At 28.8% G+C, this 20,110-nt stretch carries 15 protein-coding genes; all 15 read left to right on the top strand.

Annotation, left to right across the window (positions count from 1 at the left end):
* Positions 1-861 precede the first annotated feature (861 nt).
* On the top strand, positions 862-2,217 hold the full coding sequence (locus ACQPUY_RS08040) for a glucose-6-phosphate isomerase (protein ID WP_430840632.1): 1,356 nt from the start codon (positions 862-864) through the stop codon (positions 2,215-2,217).
* Positions 2,217-2,660, top strand: a complete 444-nt coding sequence (locus ACQPUY_RS08035; RefSeq protein ID WP_430840631.1) for a YaiI/YqxD family protein — start codon at positions 2,217-2,219, stop codon at positions 2,658-2,660. The genes ACQPUY_RS08040 and ACQPUY_RS08035 overlap by 1 nt, the downstream gene beginning before the upstream one ends.
* A 126-nt stretch (positions 2,661-2,786) precedes the next feature.
* A complete protein-coding gene (locus tag ACQPUY_RS08030) occupies positions 2,787-4,853 on the top strand; it encodes a triple tyrosine motif-containing protein (RefSeq protein WP_430840630.1) in 2,067 nt (688 codons plus the stop codon).
* 32 nt (positions 4,854-4,885) lie between these two features.
* Positions 4,886-5,257, top strand: a complete 372-nt coding sequence (locus tag ACQPUY_RS08025) for a hypothetical protein (RefSeq protein WP_430840629.1) — start codon at positions 4,886-4,888, stop codon at positions 5,255-5,257.
* Positions 5,258-5,385: 128 nt separating this feature from the next.
* Complete coding sequence (locus ACQPUY_RS08020) at positions 5,386-6,102, top strand: pseudouridine synthase (RefSeq protein WP_430840628.1); 717 nt, start codon at positions 5,386-5,388, stop codon at positions 6,100-6,102.
* A 623-nt stretch (positions 6,103-6,725) separates the two neighbouring features.
* Positions 6,726-8,951 carry a DNA helicase PcrA gene (gene pcrA / locus ACQPUY_RS08015; RefSeq protein WP_430840626.1) on the top strand — a complete coding sequence of 742 codons (2,226 nt, stop codon included), beginning with the start codon at positions 6,726-6,728 and terminating at the stop codon, positions 8,949-8,951.
* Positions 8,952-9,124: 173 nt separating this feature from the next.
* Positions 9,125-11,116 (top strand): NAD-dependent DNA ligase LigA, encoded by a 1,992-nt coding sequence (ligA, locus tag ACQPUY_RS08010; RefSeq protein WP_430840625.1) that lies wholly within the window; start codon positions 9,125-9,127, stop codon positions 11,114-11,116.
* 5 nt (positions 11,117-11,121) lie between these two features.
* The gene (locus ACQPUY_RS08005) at positions 11,122-11,409 is read left to right on the top strand and encodes a hypothetical protein (protein ID WP_430840624.1); all 288 of its coding nucleotides are present in this window, start codon (positions 11,122-11,124) and stop codon (positions 11,407-11,409) included.
* A 405-nt stretch (positions 11,410-11,814) separates the two neighbouring features.
* Positions 11,815-12,627, top strand: a complete 813-nt coding sequence (locus ACQPUY_RS08000) for a transporter substrate-binding domain-containing protein (RefSeq protein ID WP_430840623.1) — start codon at positions 11,815-11,817, stop codon at positions 12,625-12,627.
* A 50-nt stretch (positions 12,628-12,677) separates the two neighbouring features.
* The gene (locus tag ACQPUY_RS07995) at positions 12,678-13,325 is read left to right on the top strand and encodes an amino acid ABC transporter permease (protein ID WP_430840855.1); all 648 of its coding nucleotides are present in this window, start codon (positions 12,678-12,680) and stop codon (positions 13,323-13,325) included.
* Positions 13,312-14,034 (top strand): amino acid ABC transporter ATP-binding protein, encoded by a 723-nt coding sequence (locus tag ACQPUY_RS07990; protein WP_430840622.1) that lies wholly within the window; start codon positions 13,312-13,314, stop codon positions 14,032-14,034. Before ACQPUY_RS07995 ends, ACQPUY_RS07990 begins: the two co-directional genes overlap by 14 nt.
* 308 nt (positions 14,035-14,342) lie before the next feature.
* Complete coding sequence (locus ACQPUY_RS07985; RefSeq protein ID WP_430840621.1) at positions 14,343-14,903, top strand: glycerol-3-phosphate responsive antiterminator; 561 nt, start codon at positions 14,343-14,345, stop codon at positions 14,901-14,903.
* A gap of 161 nt (positions 14,904-15,064) precedes the next feature.
* Positions 15,065-15,820, top strand: coding sequence for an MIP/aquaporin family protein (locus ACQPUY_RS07980; RefSeq protein WP_430840620.1), 756 nt, complete (start codon positions 15,065-15,067; stop codon positions 15,818-15,820).
* A gap of 18 nt (positions 15,821-15,838) precedes the next feature.
* Positions 15,839-17,338 (top strand): glycerol kinase GlpK, encoded by a 1,500-nt coding sequence (gene glpK, locus ACQPUY_RS07975; protein WP_430840619.1) that lies wholly within the window; start codon positions 15,839-15,841, stop codon positions 17,336-17,338.
* A gap of 272 nt (positions 17,339-17,610) precedes the next feature.
* Positions 17,611-20,085, top strand: coding sequence for a tetratricopeptide repeat protein (locus tag ACQPUY_RS07970; protein ID WP_430840618.1), 2,475 nt, complete (start codon positions 17,611-17,613; stop codon positions 20,083-20,085).
* The last annotated feature ends 25 nt before the right edge of the window (positions 20,086-20,110 follow it).

The following is a 20,110-nucleotide window of genomic DNA, read 5'->3' as shown; positions in this document are numbered from 1 at the left end:
TTTTATATGGATAAAATATTTAGTATCATCTTGCTTATATCTAAATATTTTAAATCAAAGAAGGATAGTTCTTGTCTATACTTTAAATAAAAACTAAAGTATCAAAAATCTGTGATATATTATTATTTTTTTCTACTGTTTTTTATTATGTAGCAAAATATTTTTGAACGTTTAGCATAGAAATCACTATTCTTTTGTAAATTTTATATACAAAATAATTTTACATTATAAAAAGGTTGTTTTATATATTTTTAATACAAATTTTTTATTAAATTACTTATTTTTGATTAATTATATATTAACTGTAAATGAGATAGGTGGATTAAACATTATGTTTGTTTTATAAGGGATGATTGAAAAAATCTATTTTATGTTATTAATCATATGACACAATATTTGTAGATATTTGTATTTTAGCAACATAAATGACATTTGGGTAAGTAAAAGGACTTTCCAGCGAATCCTTAAAGTTTATTACTGACTGGTTATACAAACTATAAGTTAAAGAAAAAACATAAAATAAATAGCTTTATTTAATACAAGTCATTGATTTTACTAATGATGCTTATGAATCTTCTAAATATTATTGGAAAATGGTAGAGTACATTAATAGCATATTTAAATCTTCTTAGTTATATTTTCTAATGCAAAAATTTACGCTATCTTATTGTTATACTTTATATTAGCTTTGGTATTAAATGTTAAAAAAATCTTTTGATATCTATGGGTTTAAAATTTACATAAGAAGCTTTTTATTTGTAAAATATATATATATAATTTAAATTATGTTATAATATAGTAGAATTAATCAGCGTAGAATTAATCGATAGAAATTCGAAGAAAGATTCGGAGGTTAGAATGATGAATAAAGGTTTAAGATTAGACTTATCTAAGGTAGAGCCATATGTTAAGTTAGAACAAGAACTAAACAATATGGAAGCAATGGTGAAATGTGCGCACAGCACTCTTCAAAATGGTACAGGAGCAGGTAATGACTTCTTAGGGTGGTTAGACTTACCTGTTAACTATGATAAAGATGAGTTTGAAAGAATAAAAAATGCAGCAGAAAAGATAAAGAAAAACTCAGATGCTTTAATAGTTATAGGTATAGGTGGATCATACTTAGGACCAAGAGCTGCTATTGAAATGTTAAATAGCAATTTCTATAATGTTTTAGGAAAAGATAAGAGAGATACTCCACAAGTATTCTTTGTTGGAAATAATATTAGTTCAACATATTTAGCTGATCTTTTAGATGCAATCGATGGTTTAGACATAAGCGTAAATGTTATATCTAAATCAGGTACTACTACAGAACCTGCTATAGCATTTAGAGTATTTAAAGACTATATGGAAAAGAAATATGGTGTTGATGGAGCTAAAGAAAGAATTTTTGCAACTACTGATAAGAGCAGAGGAGCATTAAAATCATTAGCTGATGAAATGGGATATGAAACTTTTGTAATTCCTGACGATGTAGGTGGAAGATTCTCAGTATTAACTGCAGTTGGATTATTACCAATAGCGGTAGCTGGAATTAGTATAGATGAAATGATGCAAGGGGCTGCAGATGCAAGAGAAGTATATGCAACTGATGATTTCAAAAACAATGATTGTTACAAGTATGCAGCAATGAGAAATATCTTATACAATAAGGGTAAAAATGTAGAAATTTTAGTTAACTATGAACCAGGTTTACACTATTTCAATGAATGGTGGAAGCAATTATTTGGAGAATCAGAAGGAAAAGATCAAAAAGGTATTTTCCCAGCAGCAGTTGACTTTTCAACAGATTTACACTCAATGGGACAATTTATCCAAGAGGGTAGCAGAATAATGTTTGAAACTGTTCTTAATGTAGAAAAGGCTAAAAGAGAAGTTTCAATAGAAGAAGTTGAAGGAAACTTAGATGGATTAAACTTCTTAGCTGGAAAGACTATAGATTTCGTTAATAAGCAAGCATTTAATGGAACTTTATTAGCTCACAATGATGGTGGAGTTCCTAACATGGTAGTAAACATTCCAGAGCTTAGCCCATATTACTTTGGATATATGGTTTACTTCTTTGAAAAGGCTTGTGGAATAAGTGGATATTTACTAGGAGTAAATCCATTTGACCAACCAGGAGTAGAAGCATACAAGAAGAATATGTTTGCTTTACTTGGAAAGCCTGGATTTGAAGAATTAAAGGCTGAATTAGAAGCTAAATTAAAATAATGAGAATTATAGTAGATGGAGATGCTTGTCCAGGCATCTCCATTATTGAAAATATAGCAAAAAAATATGGGCTTGAATTAATAGTCTTTTGTGATATTAATCATTACATACAATTAGAATATGGAGAAGTTAAGGTAGTAGATAGTGGCTTTCAAAGTGTTGACATGTATGTAGTTAATATTTCTAAGAAAAAAGATATAGTTATTAGTCAAGATTATGGAGTTGCAGCCATTGCGCTAGGGAAAGGTGCTTATGTTATTAATCCTAAGGGATATTATTATAATGAAGAGAATATTGATAGATTATTAGAAGAACGACACATATCTCAAAAAATAAGGCGTGCAGGTGGAAGAACTAATAATCCTAAAAAAAGGACAAAAGAAGACGACCTAAGATTAGAGAAAAACTTAATAAAGATAATAGAATGTAATATAAGAGGATAAGCTGTAGAAATATAAAATACGGTTTATTCTTATTTTTTTTGCCAGTTGACAAAATTCGTTATATATTTTGTTATGTAAATTGTATAATAATATTAGGTAATATTGAGAAAAATAGGGTGTGAGAGAATGAGTGAATTAATTATAACTTTTGATAAGGAAAGTCCATCTTTAATAGATGAAACAATTAATATAAAAGCAATATCAGAAGGAAATGAAGACTTGGAGTATAAATTTCTAGAGGGTATTCCTGGAGAAAGAAACTTAGTTTGGAAGCAAATTGAAGATTTTTCTGATAATAGTGTATGTAAATGGAATCCTAAAAATCCTGGAGAGTATATGATAATGGTTCAAGCTAGGGATAAATCCTCAGGCTCGACTAATAGTAGGAGAATTAAATATATAATTAATGATATGGAAGAAAAGGGAATTATTGAAGTTAACAATAAAAATAGTAAGTTAATTAGAGATGTAGCTATAGATAAAACAACTTTAACTTTAGGGGAAAAAATTAATTTAGATGTACTTTCTGAAGATGATGAAGAGTTGTTGTTATATAGATTTTGGATTAGAGGCCTTCAAGGATGGGAACCTTTAAAAGACTATAGTACTGAGAATAAGTTAACTTATACTACTACGAAGGTTGGAGATGAAGAAATATTAATTGAATGCAAAAGACCATCTTCAGTAAATAATATAGATGATTTTATTACTATTAAATTTAAGGTCAATGATCAACCAGTTTTAGAAATAAATTCATTTAGTTGTCTTTCTGAAAGTCTTTTAGTAGGTGAGGAGCTTATATTTAAGGTTGGAGTTAATTATGAAAAGACAAGAACTATTTTATATAAGTTTTTAAGAGTAGATTTAAATGGAAGAATAAGTTGTATTCAAGATTATTCTACTAAAAATACAGTATCTATATGTGAAAGAGAAAAGGGAAAGTATAAGATATTATGTTATGTTAGGGATATTTTTTCAAATAAAGCTTATGATGATAGAGCTGCTATTATTTATTTAGTTAAACCATATGAGGAAATTAAAATAAGAAGTTTTTCTTCAGAATTAAGTTCACCACAATTAGCTGGTAATACCGTGAATTTTAAATCTTCTGTAATAGGAGGAAATGAAATTTTATATAGGTATATTGTTGAGGGACCTGTAGCAGAAGATACCGGGTATATTAGAGCAAGGAATTTTAGTTGGGATACAAAGGTAGAGGGAGAATATAAGATTATTTTAAAGGTTAAGGATATATCTTTTAATGAAGGCTATGAAGATTCCAAGGAATTAAGTTTTAAAATAGATAAAAAAGGTGAAAAACCAGTTAATATATTGGAGATAAATTCAAGTAAAACAAGAGGGTGTATTAAAGGCGAGCCAATAAACTTAAAAGTTAAGGCAGATGGTGGTACACAGCTTCTATACTCCTTTGTTGTATATAAGGATGGAGTTGAAAAGGAAAGAAGTAGCTATGGAGCAATGAATTGGGTGAATTTTACTCCAGAGGATAGTGGAGAGTATGAGGTTGAAGTAAGGGTAATAGATAAATATTCGTCAAGAGAGTATGATGCACATGAATATATTTTCTTTAAAGTAAAAGATTATCAAGAAGCAGAAATAGATTATTTACTATTATCAGAAAAAGAATTTTATTTAGTTGGAGATACAATAGAAACAGAGCTAATAACTCAAAATACTAAAAATGTCCTACTAAGATATGTAACTAAAATTAATGGGCATGAAGTTGAAGATACAGGATTTATTAATAGTAAGCACGTTAAAATAAAACCAAAATGTCCAGGAAAATACACTTTTGAGATTTATGCTAAGAATATATTATGTAAAGATGAGTATGATGTGAAAAAAGAAGTTTCTTTTTATGTAAACGAAGCAACTCCAGTAACTAATACTAAGATAAAATTGGATGTCTTAGAGGTGATTGCAGGAAAAGAAGCAACCTTTGAAGTTAGTAGTGAAGGTGGAAAAGAAGTTTGTTATGAGTTTTATATGATGGAAAAAGGAAATTGGATTAGAGTTCAACCTTATAGCAGAAAAAATTATTATACCTTTCTTCCCTATAGAAGTGGAGATTATAGAATGTTGGTTTTAAGTAAGAGTTATTACAAAAAAGTTAATTATGAAGATTATACTGATTTAGAGTTTACTGTTAAGCCTCAATTGAATATAGAATAAAAAAATTAAATCTACAATTGGAGGTATAAAATATGAAAAAACTATTAGTATATTTTTCACTAATTATATTCAGTATAATTTTAATTGTAGGATGCTCTGAAAATAGTAGAAATTATATGACTGGTATATATTTAAGGTCAAATAACGGAATCAATATTATTGTCAGTGATGATAGCGGTCCCACTGTAATGAGCAATAAAACAGGAAATGAAAATATTTTTGATGATTTGAAAAGCGGAGATAAAATTGAAATAACTTATGATTCAATTATGGAGACTTATCCTGGCAAAACTCAAATATATAGTTGTACATTTATAGAAAGAGGCAGTATAAATGACATACCTAAGGATACCTTAGATAAACTACAAGAAATGGGATGGACATTTGATCTTGAAAATTCCTAAGAGATTTTTCTCTTAATTATACATTCTTCATTCTTAACTTTTAATTATTATTCCTTGTGTCTTTCATCTATAAGTAATAAAATAAAGCATAAAGGCTTAAAATAAAACTTAAGAAGGAAGGTGCTTTTATGGAAAGACTAGATAAGGTTTTATCTAATTTAGGATATGGAAGTAGGAAAGAAATTAAGCAAGCTGTAAGAAAAGGTCTTATAGAAGTTAATGGAGAAATAGTAAAAGACAATGGAATGCAAGTAGATCCAGAAAGTGACAGAATAATAGTTAATGGTGAAGAAATATTTTATAGAAAATATATTTATTTAATGATGAATAAACCTGATGGAGTAGTATCTGCAACCTTTGATAATAGGGATGAAACTGTAGTTGATTTATTAGAAATTGAGCATCAAGTCTTTAATCCGTTTCCAGTTGGAAGATTAGATAAGGATACTGTAGGTCTCTTATTACTAACTAATGACGGTGAATTAAATCATAGATTAATATCGCCTAAATGGAAGGTAGATAAGATTTATTATGCAAAGATAGATAAGAAAGTAACAGAAGATGATGTTAAGAAGTTTAAAAAAGGTATAACATTAGATGATGGATACTTATGTAAAGAGGCTATACTTGAAATATTAGAAGCTTCAGAAGAAGGATCAGAAGTAATGATTACTATTCAAGAAGGAAAGTATCATCAAGTAAAGAGAATGTTTGAAGCTGTAGATAAAAATGTTATTTACTTAAAAAGAGTAGAGTTTGGAACGTTAAAACTAGATGAGGATTTAGAAGAAGGCGAATATAGAGAGTTAACAGAAGAGGAAGTTAACATTTTAAAAGGATTTTAACGAATATTTGAAAAAAATGAATTGAAATCATTCATAATATGATAAATATACAATAATATTTTCAAAATACCTTGCATTTTATACAGATTTGCACTATAATAATTTTGCAAGGATAAATAAAAGGAATAAATAGCCCCCTTTTTATTTATTGCTTATTGCTAAGGCGCAACCTAGCCCCAAGGGTTGCGTTTTTTTGTTTTTATAAACAAATGTAATTGTTTTCTATATTGCAATTGTTATTAAGGATAATAGGAAAACAATTACAGTGAACTTTCAAATAAAACGAAATTAATTAATTTATTATATGTATTTGATAGGATTTTTAACAATAATTGCATAATAGTATATATTTAATTTAAAATATGAATATAAAAAATCAAAATAAATAAAACATGAAATTAATATTGCATAAAATGTATTAGATTAACTTAGAATGAAGGAAGTATTAGAGTAACAGATATTCTAAGTATTTGATTTTAAAAACTCCTTAGGGAGTTTTTTTGCTTTAGACTGTGTCCGGAACTTATAGATTAAAAATCATATAATTGATTTAACACTTTTAGGCAACAATATAAAAGATATGTATGATATAATATGTTAGTAATATGAAAGGAGCTGTATAGATGGATTTAAAGTCATTACTTAATAAAGAACAATACGAAGGAGCTACTACTGTAGAAGGTCAAGTATTAATACTAGCAGGGGCTGGTTCAGGTAAAACTAGAGTTTTGACATATAGAATGGCTCATATGATAGATGATTTAGGAATTTTACCATATAAAATTTTAGCAATTACTTTTACTAATAAAGCTGCTAAGGAAATGAAAGATAGAGTTAAAGCGCTAATAGGTGAAAGAGCTGAAGACATGTGGATATCAACATTCCATTCAACTTGTGTAAGAATACTTAGAAGAGAAATAGAGAAGCTTGGATATAAAAAGAGTTTTACAATTTATGATACTTCAGATCAAAAAACTCTTATAAAAGAATGCATGCAGGCATTAAATATAAATGATAAAGATATAACGGATAGAGAAATCATGGGTAAGATAGGTAAGGCAAAGGATAATATGCAAAGTCCTTCTAGCTTTATGAGAGAAAATGAAAGTAATTTTAGAGAGAAGAAAATTGCTGAAGTTTACGAAATGTATCAAAAAAGACTTAAAGAAAATAATGCTCTAGACTTTGATGATTTAATATTTAAGACAGTAGAATTATTTAAAAAAGATAGAGAAACTTTAGAGTTTTATCAAAGAAAATTTCAATATATTATGGTAGATGAGTACCAAGATACAAATAAGGTTCAATATGAATTAATTAGATTACTTGCAGAAAGTCATAAGAATATCTGTGTGGTAGGAGATGATGATCAATGTATCTATCAATGGAGAGGCGCTGACATTAGAAATATACTAGACTTTGAAAAAGATTATCCTAATGCAAAAGTAATAAAACTTGAGCAAAACTATCGTTCAAAGGGAAATATACTAGATGCAGCTAATGTAGTTATAGTTAATAATGCAAATAGAAAAAGTAAGGTTTTAAGAACAGAGCAAGAGTCAGGTAATAAAATTAAAATTTATAGAGCATATGCAGATTCAGATGAAGGAAATTTTGTAGCAAGCCAAATTAATAAAATAAAGAATGAAGAAAATAAGAACTTTAAGGATTTTGCAATTCTTTATAGAACTAATGCTCAATCACGTATATTTGAAGAAAGCCTAAGAAGAAATGATATTCCTTATAAAATTCTAGGAGGAACAAGATTCTACGATAGAAAAGAAATTAAGGATATGCTTTCATACTTAAAGGTATTGGTGAATCCAACAGATAGCATAAGTTTAAAAAGAATAATAAATGTTCCAAAGAGAGGAATAGGAGATGCAACTGTTAATAAAGTTGCTGATTTTGCTGACGATTATGAAATACCTTTATGGGATGCTTTAAGTACAGTTAGAAATATTCCAACTCTTACTGCAAGAAACTGTGGAGGAATAGAAGTATTCATGGAAATGATGAATAGATTCATTGATATGAGTGAAGTTCTGCCTGTATCAGTTTTAATTGAAACTATATTAAAGGAAACAGGATATCTATCTGAATTAGAAAAGTCAAAGGAAATAGAAGATAAGAGTAGAATAGAAAATTTAAAGGAATTAGTATCTGATGCAGTTGATTTTGAAAAAAGTAATGAAGATAAGAGTTTATCTGCATACCTTGAAAAAGTTTCTTTAGTTCAAGATACAGATAAGCTTGAAGAGGAAGATGATACAATAGTTTTAATGACTGTTCATAGTGCTAAGGGGCTAGAGTTCCCAGTAGTATTTATGGTTGGAATGGAAAATGGAATATTCCCAGGAGTTGCTTCTTTTGATAGTGAATCTGAAATGGAAGAATCAAGAAGGTTATGCTATGTTGGAATAACAAGAGCTAAAGAACAATTATTTATGACTTCAGCAGAGGTTAGAAGACAATTTGGAAGAACTGTAGCCTATCCTCAATCTGACTTTATAGCAGAAATTAAATCAGATTTAAAAGAATATGTTTCAGCTACTGGAGGAGCACAAGAGACTAGAAAGTCAATGTTCCCAAGTAATAATAGATTTAATAATCCACATAGCTTAAGAGGAAGCTCCATGACTATGACAAAGCCACAAGCTCCAAAGCAAACATCTAATGTATCAGGAGCTGATGTTACTGTAGGAAGAAAAGTTAAGCATAGTAAATTTGGGGTTGGAACAATAGTATCAATAACAGATACAGGAAGCGATAAAAAAATAACTATAGCCTTTGATAATCAAGGGATAAAGATACTTATGCTTTCATTAGCAAACCTAGAACTACTTTAGATTTTGCAAAGCAAAATCTAAAGAATGGATAATTGATAATGCATAATTGATAATTAAGGAATAAACTCCGAAGGAGTTTAGAAAGGGATTTTCATAATTTAGTAGGGCTAAATTATTTCAACAATTATCCATTATCAATTACCAATTATCAATTATAATCAGAGGTGTTTTATTTGGATAAGAAAAAGAGAATAGAAGAATTAGTAGATGAATTAAATAGATATGCCTATGAGTATTATTCTTTAGATAATCCATCTGTTACAGATAAAGAATATGATGAAAAGTATTATGAATTAAAGGCTTTAGAGGAAGAAACTAATTATGTTCTTCCTTACTCTCCTACATTAAGAGTTGGTGATAGAGTATTAGAAGGCTTTACTAAATATACTCATAAGGCTAGACTTTGGAGTTTAGATAAGGCTCAAAGTATTGAAGAGCTTAAGGATTGGCATAATAGAAATCTTAAATTTATTAATGAAATGAATGCAAGGGGAGAAAATTTACCAGCTCTTAGATATGTATTAACTAAAAAGTTCGATGGATTAACAGTAAATTTAACTTATGATGAAAAAGGAATTTTAGTTGCAGCAGCTACAAGAGGAAATGGGGAAGTTGGAGAAGAAGTCTCAGCTCAAGTTAAGACTATAAAATCTATTCCATTAAAAATAGATAATAGTGATATGTTTGAGATTCATGGTGAGGCTATAATGACTACAGAAGCCTTTGATAATTATAATAAAACTGCGGATGTACCTCTTAAAAATTTAAGAAATGGAGCAGCTGGAGCTTTAAGAAACTTAAATTTAAAGGAAACAGCAAAGAGAAATTTATCTGCATTTTTCTATGATGTAGGATATAAAGAAGGAGAACCTTTTAAGACTTACGAAGAAATGCTAAACTTTATAAAACAAAAGGGCTTTCCAATAGATGACTATGTTAGATACTGTACAACTATTGAGGAAATAGAAAAAGAAATAAATTATATTAATGGTATAAGATTTGATTTAAATTATGATATTGATGGAGTAGTTATAGCTATTGATGATATAAGAACTAGAGAGCTTATTGGATATACAGTTAAGTTTCCTAAGTGGGCTATAGCGTATAAATTTGAAGCTCAAGAAGCTACAACAAAGCTTTTAGATGTTGAGTGGAATGTTGGTAGAAGTGGAAGAGTTGGACCAACAGCTATATTAGAACCAATAGAACTTGCAGGAGTAACTGTAAAGAGAGCAACTTTAAATAATATAGATGATATAAGAAGAAAAGGTGTAAGGATTGGTGCTGAAGTATTTGTAAGAAGATCTAATGATGTTATTCCAGAAATTATGGGAGTAGTTGAAGAGTCATTAGAAGGAACAGAAGAAATAAATGTTCCTAATAATTGTCCAGCTTGTGGGGGTCACTTAGTACAAAATGGAGTTCATCACTTCTGTGAAAATACATTGTCTTGTAAACCTCAAATGGTTAAGAGTATAGTTCATTTTGCGTCTAGAGATGCTATGAATATCGAAGGATTTTCTGAAAAAACTGCTGAACAATTATTTGAGAAGTTAGATATTAAATCTATGGCAGATTTATATAAGCTTAATAAGGAAGAGTTATTACAATTAGATAAATTTGGACCAAAGAAAGCTCAAAATCTTTTAGATGCAGTTGAAAAAAGTAAGAATTGTGAACTATATAGATTTATATATTCTTTAGGAATTCCTAATGTAGGAGTAAAAACTGCAAAAGACTTAGTTAATAGATTTAAATCTTTAGAAGGATTAAAGAGTGCAACTTTTGAAGATTTAGTATCTGTGCAAGATGTTGGAGATATAGTAGCTCAAGGTGTTATAGAATTCTTTAAAGAAGAAAAGGCTATAAATACTATTAATGAGCTGTTAGAACTTGGAGTTAATCCAAGATTCGAAGAAAAAGAAATAATAGCAAGTCCTTTTGAAGGCAAAACTGTAGTAGTTACTGGTACATTAAATAACTATTCAAGAGGAGAAATAAAAGCTAAATTAGAGCTTTTAGGCGCTAAAGTATCAGGTAGTGTTAGTAAAAAGACAGACTTTGTAATAGCTGGTGAAGAAGCAGGATCAAAGTTAAATAAAGCCCTTGAACTTGGTGTAAAAGTATTAAGCGAAGAGGAGTTTGAGAGGTTAATAAAGGAGTAGAAGAAATGAAAAAGTTTGATATTAAGGATTTTTTTACATTTATATGTACAATAGCAGTAATTGTAACAAGTGTAATTATTATACTTACTTTTTTAACGACATATCATTTCATAAATAATATGCCTATATTTAACTCATACCTTCCTTTACAAATAGGTCTATGTATTACTATGGCATTGTGGGCCGTAGTATTTATATTAAATAGATATGGAAAGGAAAAGTATATTTATTCAATAATATGCATAAATATTTCTATTATTTCTTTATTTTTTATAATGAACTCAGTAAAATAGGCTGTCTTTGAGGGAGCCTATATTTCTCTTTAGAACAGTTATAAAAATATTACTCTGTGAATAAACTTTTATAATTTATTTCTACTTCTATTAATTTTAAAATGAAACTATATAAACAAATTAAAATTAATTATATCTGACAACTTGAATTTATGCATAAATTTTCAATTCGAAATATATTATATGCATAAATTTTTTGAAAATATGAACATCAAAATTCGACTATATAGACAATAATCAAGATATTATAGGAAATATGGTTACAATTTTTATAATGATTTTAATAAAAAATTATAATTATATATTTTTTATTAAAATTTATAAAAAAACTATTGCATAAAAATAATAAATTAGTGTATAATTATGCTATGTTAAATAAAGAGGAAATAATAGGGGGATAAATAAATGAAAAAAGGAATATTAAAGAAATTATTAGCTGTGACTATTGTTGGGGTTATGGGATTTGGCTTAGTAAGCTGTGGTTCAAAAGAAGACAAGCTATCAGCAATTAAAGAATCAGGAAAGTTAGTAGTAGGTTTAAGTGCTGACTATGCACCGTATGAATTTCATATAGTAGATGAAAATGGAAAAGATCAAATTGTTGGATTTGATGTTGATATAGCAGAAGAAATAGCTAAAGATCTTGGAGTAGAATTAGAACTACAAGATATGAACTTTGAAAATTTAGTAGCTGGAGTTTCTACAGGTAAAATAGACTTAGCTATATCTGGTATTACGCCAAATGAAGAAAGACAAAAAGCAATAGATTTTTCAGATATTTATTATACTGCTGAACATGGAATATTAGTAAGAGCAGAAGATAAGGATAAGTATAAAACTTTTGAAGATTTAACAGGTCAGAAAGTTGGAGCACAAATGGGAGCTATTCAAGCCGATATTGCAAAAGAAAAAGTTCAAGATGGAGATATTCAACTTTTATCTAATGTTAATGATTTAGTTATGGCTTTAAAAGGTGGAAAAATTGAAGCATTAGTAGTAGAATTACCAGTTGCAGAAATGATAGTTCAAAATAATCCAGAGCTTGCATTGGCAGAAGAAAAGGTAACAGATTCTGAAGGTGGATCAGCAGTAGGAATTCAAAAAGGTCAAGAAGCTTTAGTAGAACAAGTAAATGCTACAATAAATAGAATCAAGGAAGAAGGATTATTAGATCAATTTATTATAGATGCTACTGAGTTAGCACCAAAACAAAATTAGTAAGGAGAGTGTAAGTTTTGTCACTAGATTTTAGTATATTAGCTGGAAATATGCAATATTTCTATGATGGAGTTAAAATGACGTTATTAATATCACTTCTAAGTGTTTTACTTGGAGTTATATTTGGTGCATTATTAACTCTTATGAAAAGATCAAAGTTTAAAATTGGAAAGGTGAAGCCTTTAAGTATATTGGCAACAGCTTATATAGAAATAATTAGAGGAACACCAATGTTATTACAAATAATGTTAGTTTACTATGGATTTGATCAATTATTTGGAATAGATATGAAGGCTATAACAGCTGGTATAATAGCAGTTTCTTTAAATTCAGCAGCATATGTTTCAGAAATTATAAGAGCAGGTATAGATGCTGTAGATAAAGGACAATTAGAAGCTGCAAGAAGTCTAGGTATGAATCAGTTTATGGCTATGAGGCTTATAATAATACCTCAAGCAATTAAAAATATTTTACCAGCTATAGGTAATGAATTTGTTACAGTAATAAAGGAATCTTCAATGGCATCAGTAATAGGTGTTGGAGAAATTATGTATAGCGCAAAAGTTATTACAGGACAAACATATAGATCCTTTGAACCTTTAATTGTAGCAGCAGTATTCTATTTTGTTATTACATTCACTCTTGGAAGAGTTGTTAATTATATAGAAAGGAGAATGAAGGCTAGTGATTCACGTTAAAAATTTGCATAAATATTTTGGAGAAAATGAAGTTTTAAAAGGTGTTAATGATCAAATAAAAAAAGGTGAAGTTGTAGTTGTTATAGGGCCTTCAGGATCTGGTAAAAGTACTTTTTTAAGATGTTTAAATTTATTAGAAGAGCCAACTAAAGGTGAAATAATATTCGAAGGACAAAATATAACAGATAAAAACATTAATATAAATAAAATAAGAGAAAAAATGGGGATGGTATTCCAACAATTTAATCTATTCCCACATAAGACGATTTTAGAGAATATAACGATAGCACCTATAAATGTAAAGAATAAATCAAAGGCTGAAGCAGAAGAAAAGGCAAAAGAATTGCTAAAAAGAGTAGGGCTTTTAGAAAAAGCAGATGCTTATCCAGCATCATTATCAGGTGGACAAAAACAAAGAATAGCTATAGCAAGAGCATTAGCTATGGAACCAGATGTTATGTTATTTGATGAACCAACATCAGCTTTAGACCCTGAGATGGTAGGTGAAGTTCTAAGTGTTATGAAGGACCTTGCAAAGGAAGGTATGACTATGATAGTTGTAACTCATGAAATGGGCTTTGCAAGAGAAGTTGGAGATAGAATTATATTTATGGATGGCGGAAATATAATAGAACAAGGAACTCCTGAAGAAATATTTGATAATCCTAAAAACTCAAGAACAAGGGACTTTTTATCTAAAGTGCTATAGGTAATTAATAGTTGATAAGTAATAATTATTGATAAAACTCAGCTTTGGCTGAGTTTTTTTACTTTTTAGCTGGGGATTATATATTTTATAATTGATATAGTTAAAAGTCTATTTTAAATTAGTATGTAGTTCTAAATAATTACTAATGATACTAAATATTAATATGACACTTTAATTTGAAATACTAAATGGTTATAAAAAATATGTAAGAAAAAGTAAAACTTATATTATTGACAGCTGAGAAATCGAAGTGTTAGAATAAAGTTGTTGTAAATGATTACAAAACGACTTTGAAAGTAGGGGTTAGAGTGAATAATTTTAAGAAAGTGTTGGAAGAAAATCCTGTGGTGGCTGCTGTAAAAGATGATGAGGCCCTAGAAGTAGCACTAAAAAGTGATTTGAAGGTTATCTTTGTGTTATTTGGGAATATTCTTAGTGTTAAAGATATAGGTAAAAAAATATCTGATAATAATAAGATAGGTATTTTGCATATAGACCTAGTAGAGGGACTTTCTAGTAATGAGTTTGCTTTAAAATTTCTTAAAGAAAATACTGATTTCAAAGGCGTAATAAGTATAAAGCCACAGGTATTAAGAAATGCTAAAAAGCTTGGTTTCATAGTTATTCAAAGAGTATTTATGATTGATAGCTTATCTAAAGAGAATATGAAAAATCATCTAGTAAAAGAGTGTGATGCTGTAGAAATACTTCCAGGATTACTTTTTAAGATAATTAAGGAGATTTCATCAACATTAGACAAGCCTCTAATATCAGGAGGTCTAATATCTGATAAGGAAGATGTAGTTGAGACATTAAAAAGTGGTGCAACTTGTATATCTACAACTAAAAAAGAAATATGGTCAATGTAGTAGAGATTTAGAGATAAACTACATAAAATTGCTCTGGCAGTTTTATGTAGTTTTTTATTTTTACTATTTAAAAATCCTTTAATATTCATAATACATTGAAAAAAATCGATGACTCTAAGTCGTCTTAAAGATTTTTTAAATAATTAGAAGGGGAGAAAAAAATGCAAGCTTATTTTTCAGAATTCTTAGGTACTCTTATTGTAATCTTACTTGGTAATGGGGTGGTAGCCAATGTTGTGTTGAAAAAAACAAAGGGAAATTCATCTGGATGGATAGTAATTACAGCAGGATGGGGATTTGCTGTTGCCATAGCAGCCTATATTACAGGATGGATGGGTGGAGCTCATTTAAATCCAGCAGTTACTATTTCACTTGCTTCATCAGGATTATTTGCATGGAGTAAGGTACCAATGTATATCATTTGTCAAATTCTTGGGGCAATGGCAGGAGCGTTTTTAGTTTATATTAACTACAAATTGCATTATGATGAAACAACTAATGGGGAGGATATTAGAGGAACTTTTTGTACAGTGCCAGCAATAAGAAGTAATTTATATAACTTTATTTCTGAGTTTACTGGAAGCTTTATATTATTGATAGGTATAAGAGGAATAACTTATAGTGAAGTATTTAAAACAACATTTCAAAGTTCAGCAGGAGAAATAGTAGGAACTGTAGGAATAATGGGATCATTCTTAGTCGGTATTTTAGTATGGGCAATAGGCTTATCATTAGGGGGAACAACCGGATATGCTATAAATCCAGCAAGAGATCTAGGCCCAAGAATTATACATGCTATTTTACCAATAAAAAATAAAATAGGTTCAGATTGGGGATATGCTTTAATACCAATTATAGCACCTATACTTGGGGGAGTATTTGGTAGTCTATTATTTGATTTTATTATAAAATTATAAATGAAGGAGTGAGAAGTTATGAAAAAATATATTATAGCTTTAGACCAAGGTACTACTAGCTCAAGGGCAATAGTATTTGATAAAGAGCAAAATATATTAGGAGTAAGTCAAAAGGAGTTTAATCAAATCTATCCTAAAGAAGGTTGGGTAGAACATGATCCTTTAGAGATATGGGCTACTCAATATGGAGTTCTTCAAGAGGTTATAGCTAAGACTAATATTAGTCAAGATGAAGTAGCTGCTATTGGAATAACAAATCAAAGAGAAACAACTATAGTATGGGATAAAAATACAGGGAATCCAGTTTATAATGCAATAGTCTGGCAATGTAGGAGAACAGCTGATATTTGTGATAATTTAAAAGCAAAAGGATTAGAAGGCTATATTAAAGAAAGTACAGGATTAGTTGTGGATGCTTATTTTTCAGGAACTAAAATAAAATGGATTTTAGATAATGTTGAAGGTGCCAGGGAAAAAGCTGAAAGAGGAGAATTATTATTTGGAACTGTAGATACATGGCTTGTATGGAAGCTTACTAATGGAAAAGTACATGTTACAGATTATACAAATGCTTCTAGAACAATGCTTTATAATATAAAAGAATTAAAATGGGATAATAAGATTTTAGAAGAGTTAGATATTCCCAAATCAATGCTACCAGAGGTTAGAAACTCATCTGAAGTATATGGAGATACTAATCTTGGAGGAAAGTCAGATATAAGAGTTCCTATTGCAGGAATAGCAGGAGATCAGCAATCAGCATTATTTGGTCAAACTTGTTTTGAAAAGGGAGAAGCTAAAAATACTTATGGAACTGGCTGTTTCCTATTAATGAATACTGGAGAAGAAATGGTTGAAAGTAAAAATGGACTATTAACTACTATTGCAATAGGAATAGATGGAAAAGTTCAATATGCTTTAGAAGGATCTGTATTTGTTGGTGGAGCAGTAGTTCAATGGTTAAGAGATGAATTAAGGTTAGTTAATGATTCAGCAGATACTGAATATTTTGCTAAAAAAGTTGATGATAATGGTGGAGTATATATAGTACCAGCCTTTGTTGGACTTGGAGCTCCACATTGGGATATGTATGCTAGAGGAGCTATATTTGGATTAACAAGAGGGGCAAATAGAAATCATATAATAAGGGCAGCATTAGAGTCCATTGCATACCAAACAAAGGATTTAATAGATGCCATGACTGAAGATATTGGAGATAAGCTTAAGGGAATAAAAGTAGATGGAGGAGCAAGTAGAAATAAATTTTTAATGCAATTCCAAGCAGATATGTTAGGAACCAATGTAATAAGACCAATAATATCTGAAACTACAGCATTAGGAGCAGCATATTTAGCAGGTATTGCAGTAGGATTTTGGAAGGATAAAGAGGAAGTTAAAAAGTTCTGGCATAAGTCAGATGAATTTGAGCCTAAATTAGATTCAGATAAAGTAAATAAATATTATAATGGCTGGCAAAAGGCAGTTAAAAGATCTTTAAAGTGGGAATCAGAAGAATGAAAAATGAAGAATTATGGAAAAAACTATTTTGGAGTTTTCAAGGGTAGTAAATAAAAAATTACAGTTTAAATTGTTAATTAGGAGCATCTTTGATGCTCCTTTTAATATAAAATGAAAAATTAAAGTAAAGACTCTTGAAGGACTTTTAACATCAAATTGTTTCTAATTATTAATTTTTAATTTGACTGTTTTTACGATAGACACGTAGTTCTATTAAATAAATCTAGAAATAAAATAGTAATAAGAAATATAAGGGGGATATAGAGCTTAAAATGAAATACAAATTTGATTTTTTATTACTAGAATTTAAGGATATTTACTATATTTTGAATAAGATATGGGAGGAAGAGGATTTAAATATAATAAACTTAAGACTTATAAAGTTAATAAAAGAAATAATAATAACAGCTCATTTGAATAATAAGATATTTTATGATTCAGATAATTCTTTAGAAGAAAATATAGAACTCCTTTATAAGAAAGATATAATACCTTATGACTTAATGAGATATATAGCTAATTACTCAGAGGAATTACTATATTTTAAAGATTTATTAAATAACAAATTAAGTGATGAAAGAATAAAGGATTACGAGGAATTAATAAAGAATGAAGATGTTATTTATGAGGCTTGCGTCTGGCTTGCTATAAAATGTGGTGAAGAAGACTATTCATTGTTTATAAATAAATTAAATGAAGAAGAGAAAAATATATTTAATAAATATATAAATCTTAATGATAAAAAGGATTATGAAGATACTGATAATTTTAATTCTTTTGAGATGGATGGTTTTGATGATGATTATATAGAGGATGAAGAAGAAATATCTACTGAAGAAAACTTACTAACAGGAGAATTATACTATTTAGGAAAAAATGTTGAGAAAGATTACTTTAAAGCAAGAGAATATTTTGAAAAGGCTGCTAAGGAAGGAAATGAACACGCTGAAAGCTATTTAGGATTATTTTATGAAAAAGGGTATGGAGGAGAAAAGGATATTAATAAAGCTCTTTATTGGTATAAGAAGGCTGCCTTAAAAGGAAATATATTTTCTCAATACTCACTAGGCTTTATATATTATGAAGGAGAATTAATTGAGAAAAATTTAGAATGTTCATTTAAATGGTACAAGGAAGCAGCAGAGAAAGACTTTGCCCCAGCTCAGTATGCCTTATCATATCTTTATAAAAATGGAGAAGGATGTGAGCAAAATAATTTTAAAGCTTACTACTGGCTTGAAGAATCTGCAGATAATGATTTCGAAGATGCTTATTATATTTTAGGACAATCTTACTTAGAAGGAAACGGCATAGATACTAATTATAAAAAGGCATTTTTTTATTTGTCTAAAGGAGCTAGTAAAGATGATAAAAGCTGCTTAGAAAGCCTTGGGGATATGTATTATTGGGGATTATATGTAAAAGAAGATAAAGAAAAAGCTTTTTCCCTATATGATAAAAGTGTAGCAGAAGGTAATATAGGCCTTTATTATAAGATAGGTAAACTATACGAAGCAGAAGAAAAATTAGAAAGAGCTTTATTGAATTATTATAAGGGTCATAACAATGGAGATTTTAAATCAAGTCAAAGGCTTGGTGTAATGTATATAAATGGGGAAGGGGTTAAGCAGGATAGAACAAAAGGACTAGAATATATTAAGGTTGCAGTAGAGGGAGGAGACTCACATAGCATATATATAATGGGTTTAGCCTTTTTAAATGAAGATAGAAAAAAGGCAATGAATTATTTATTAGAAGCATATAGAAAGGGTTCATACTATGCAGCAGAAGTTCTTGCAAGGGAAGGAATAAGGGATTATTTAAATAAAAAAGAAGTTAAAGAGGTAGATATTTTAGGATATGTGAATACTGCTATGGAAAATGGATTACCTCTTGGAACATACTACTATGGACTTTTAAATCACTATGGAATATCTGTAGATAAAAATGATGAAATGGCTTTTGTTCATTTTATAGAAGCTGCAGAAAGAGGTTGTGAAGAAGCAATGTTACAAATAGCAAATTGGTATAAACACGGAATATTTTTATCTAGAGATATAGATAAGGCAATAGATTGGTATGAAAAAGCAGCAGAAGGATTAAACTTAAAAGCTATTATGGAACTTATAGAAATTTATGAAAAAGGTATTGGAGGTAAAGAAGATTTTATTAAGGCATATGAAGGAGCTTTACTTTTAAAGAGGATAGATATAGTTGAAGGAAATTTGAAACTAGCATACTATCATTTTAAGGGAATAGGAGTAGAAGTTTCAAAGAATAAAGGAAATAAATATATAAATGAACTACTAACAATTAATGAAGGAAGGGCCTATAATTTATTAGGAGAATTATGTGAAAAATCCTTATTAGAAATACCAGAAGAAGAGGCTGTTGAATATTATTTAAAAGCCATTTCACTAGGAGAATTAAATGGATACTCCAATTTAGAGTATTACTTATATAAAAGAGGAAAAAATATAGGAGAATATGAATTAACTGAATATAAGGAAATATCTAATAATAATCCTAAAAGCTTGTATGTAAAAGCAATGAGAAAAATAGACAATGAAGAAGATAATAAAGATATATTAAATGAAGGCATTGAGTTATTAAAAGAAAGTATTTACTTAGGTTTTTATGATGGAATAAATGATTTAATTAATATCCATAAAAAAGATAAAAGCACTGAAGGATTAATTAATTTTTATAAATACAAATCAATAAAAGCCTATTATAATATAAATTAATTATAAGTAAAAATGGAGAATCTAG

The sequence above is a fragment of the Clostridium nigeriense genome (assembly GCF_050585245.1).
Lineage (GTDB): Bacteria > Bacillota > Clostridia > Clostridiales > Clostridiaceae > Clostridium > Clostridium nigeriense_A.
The sequence above is the reverse complement of the archived record's forward strand: the minus strand, read 5'-3'. Positions and strand labels throughout refer to the sequence as shown.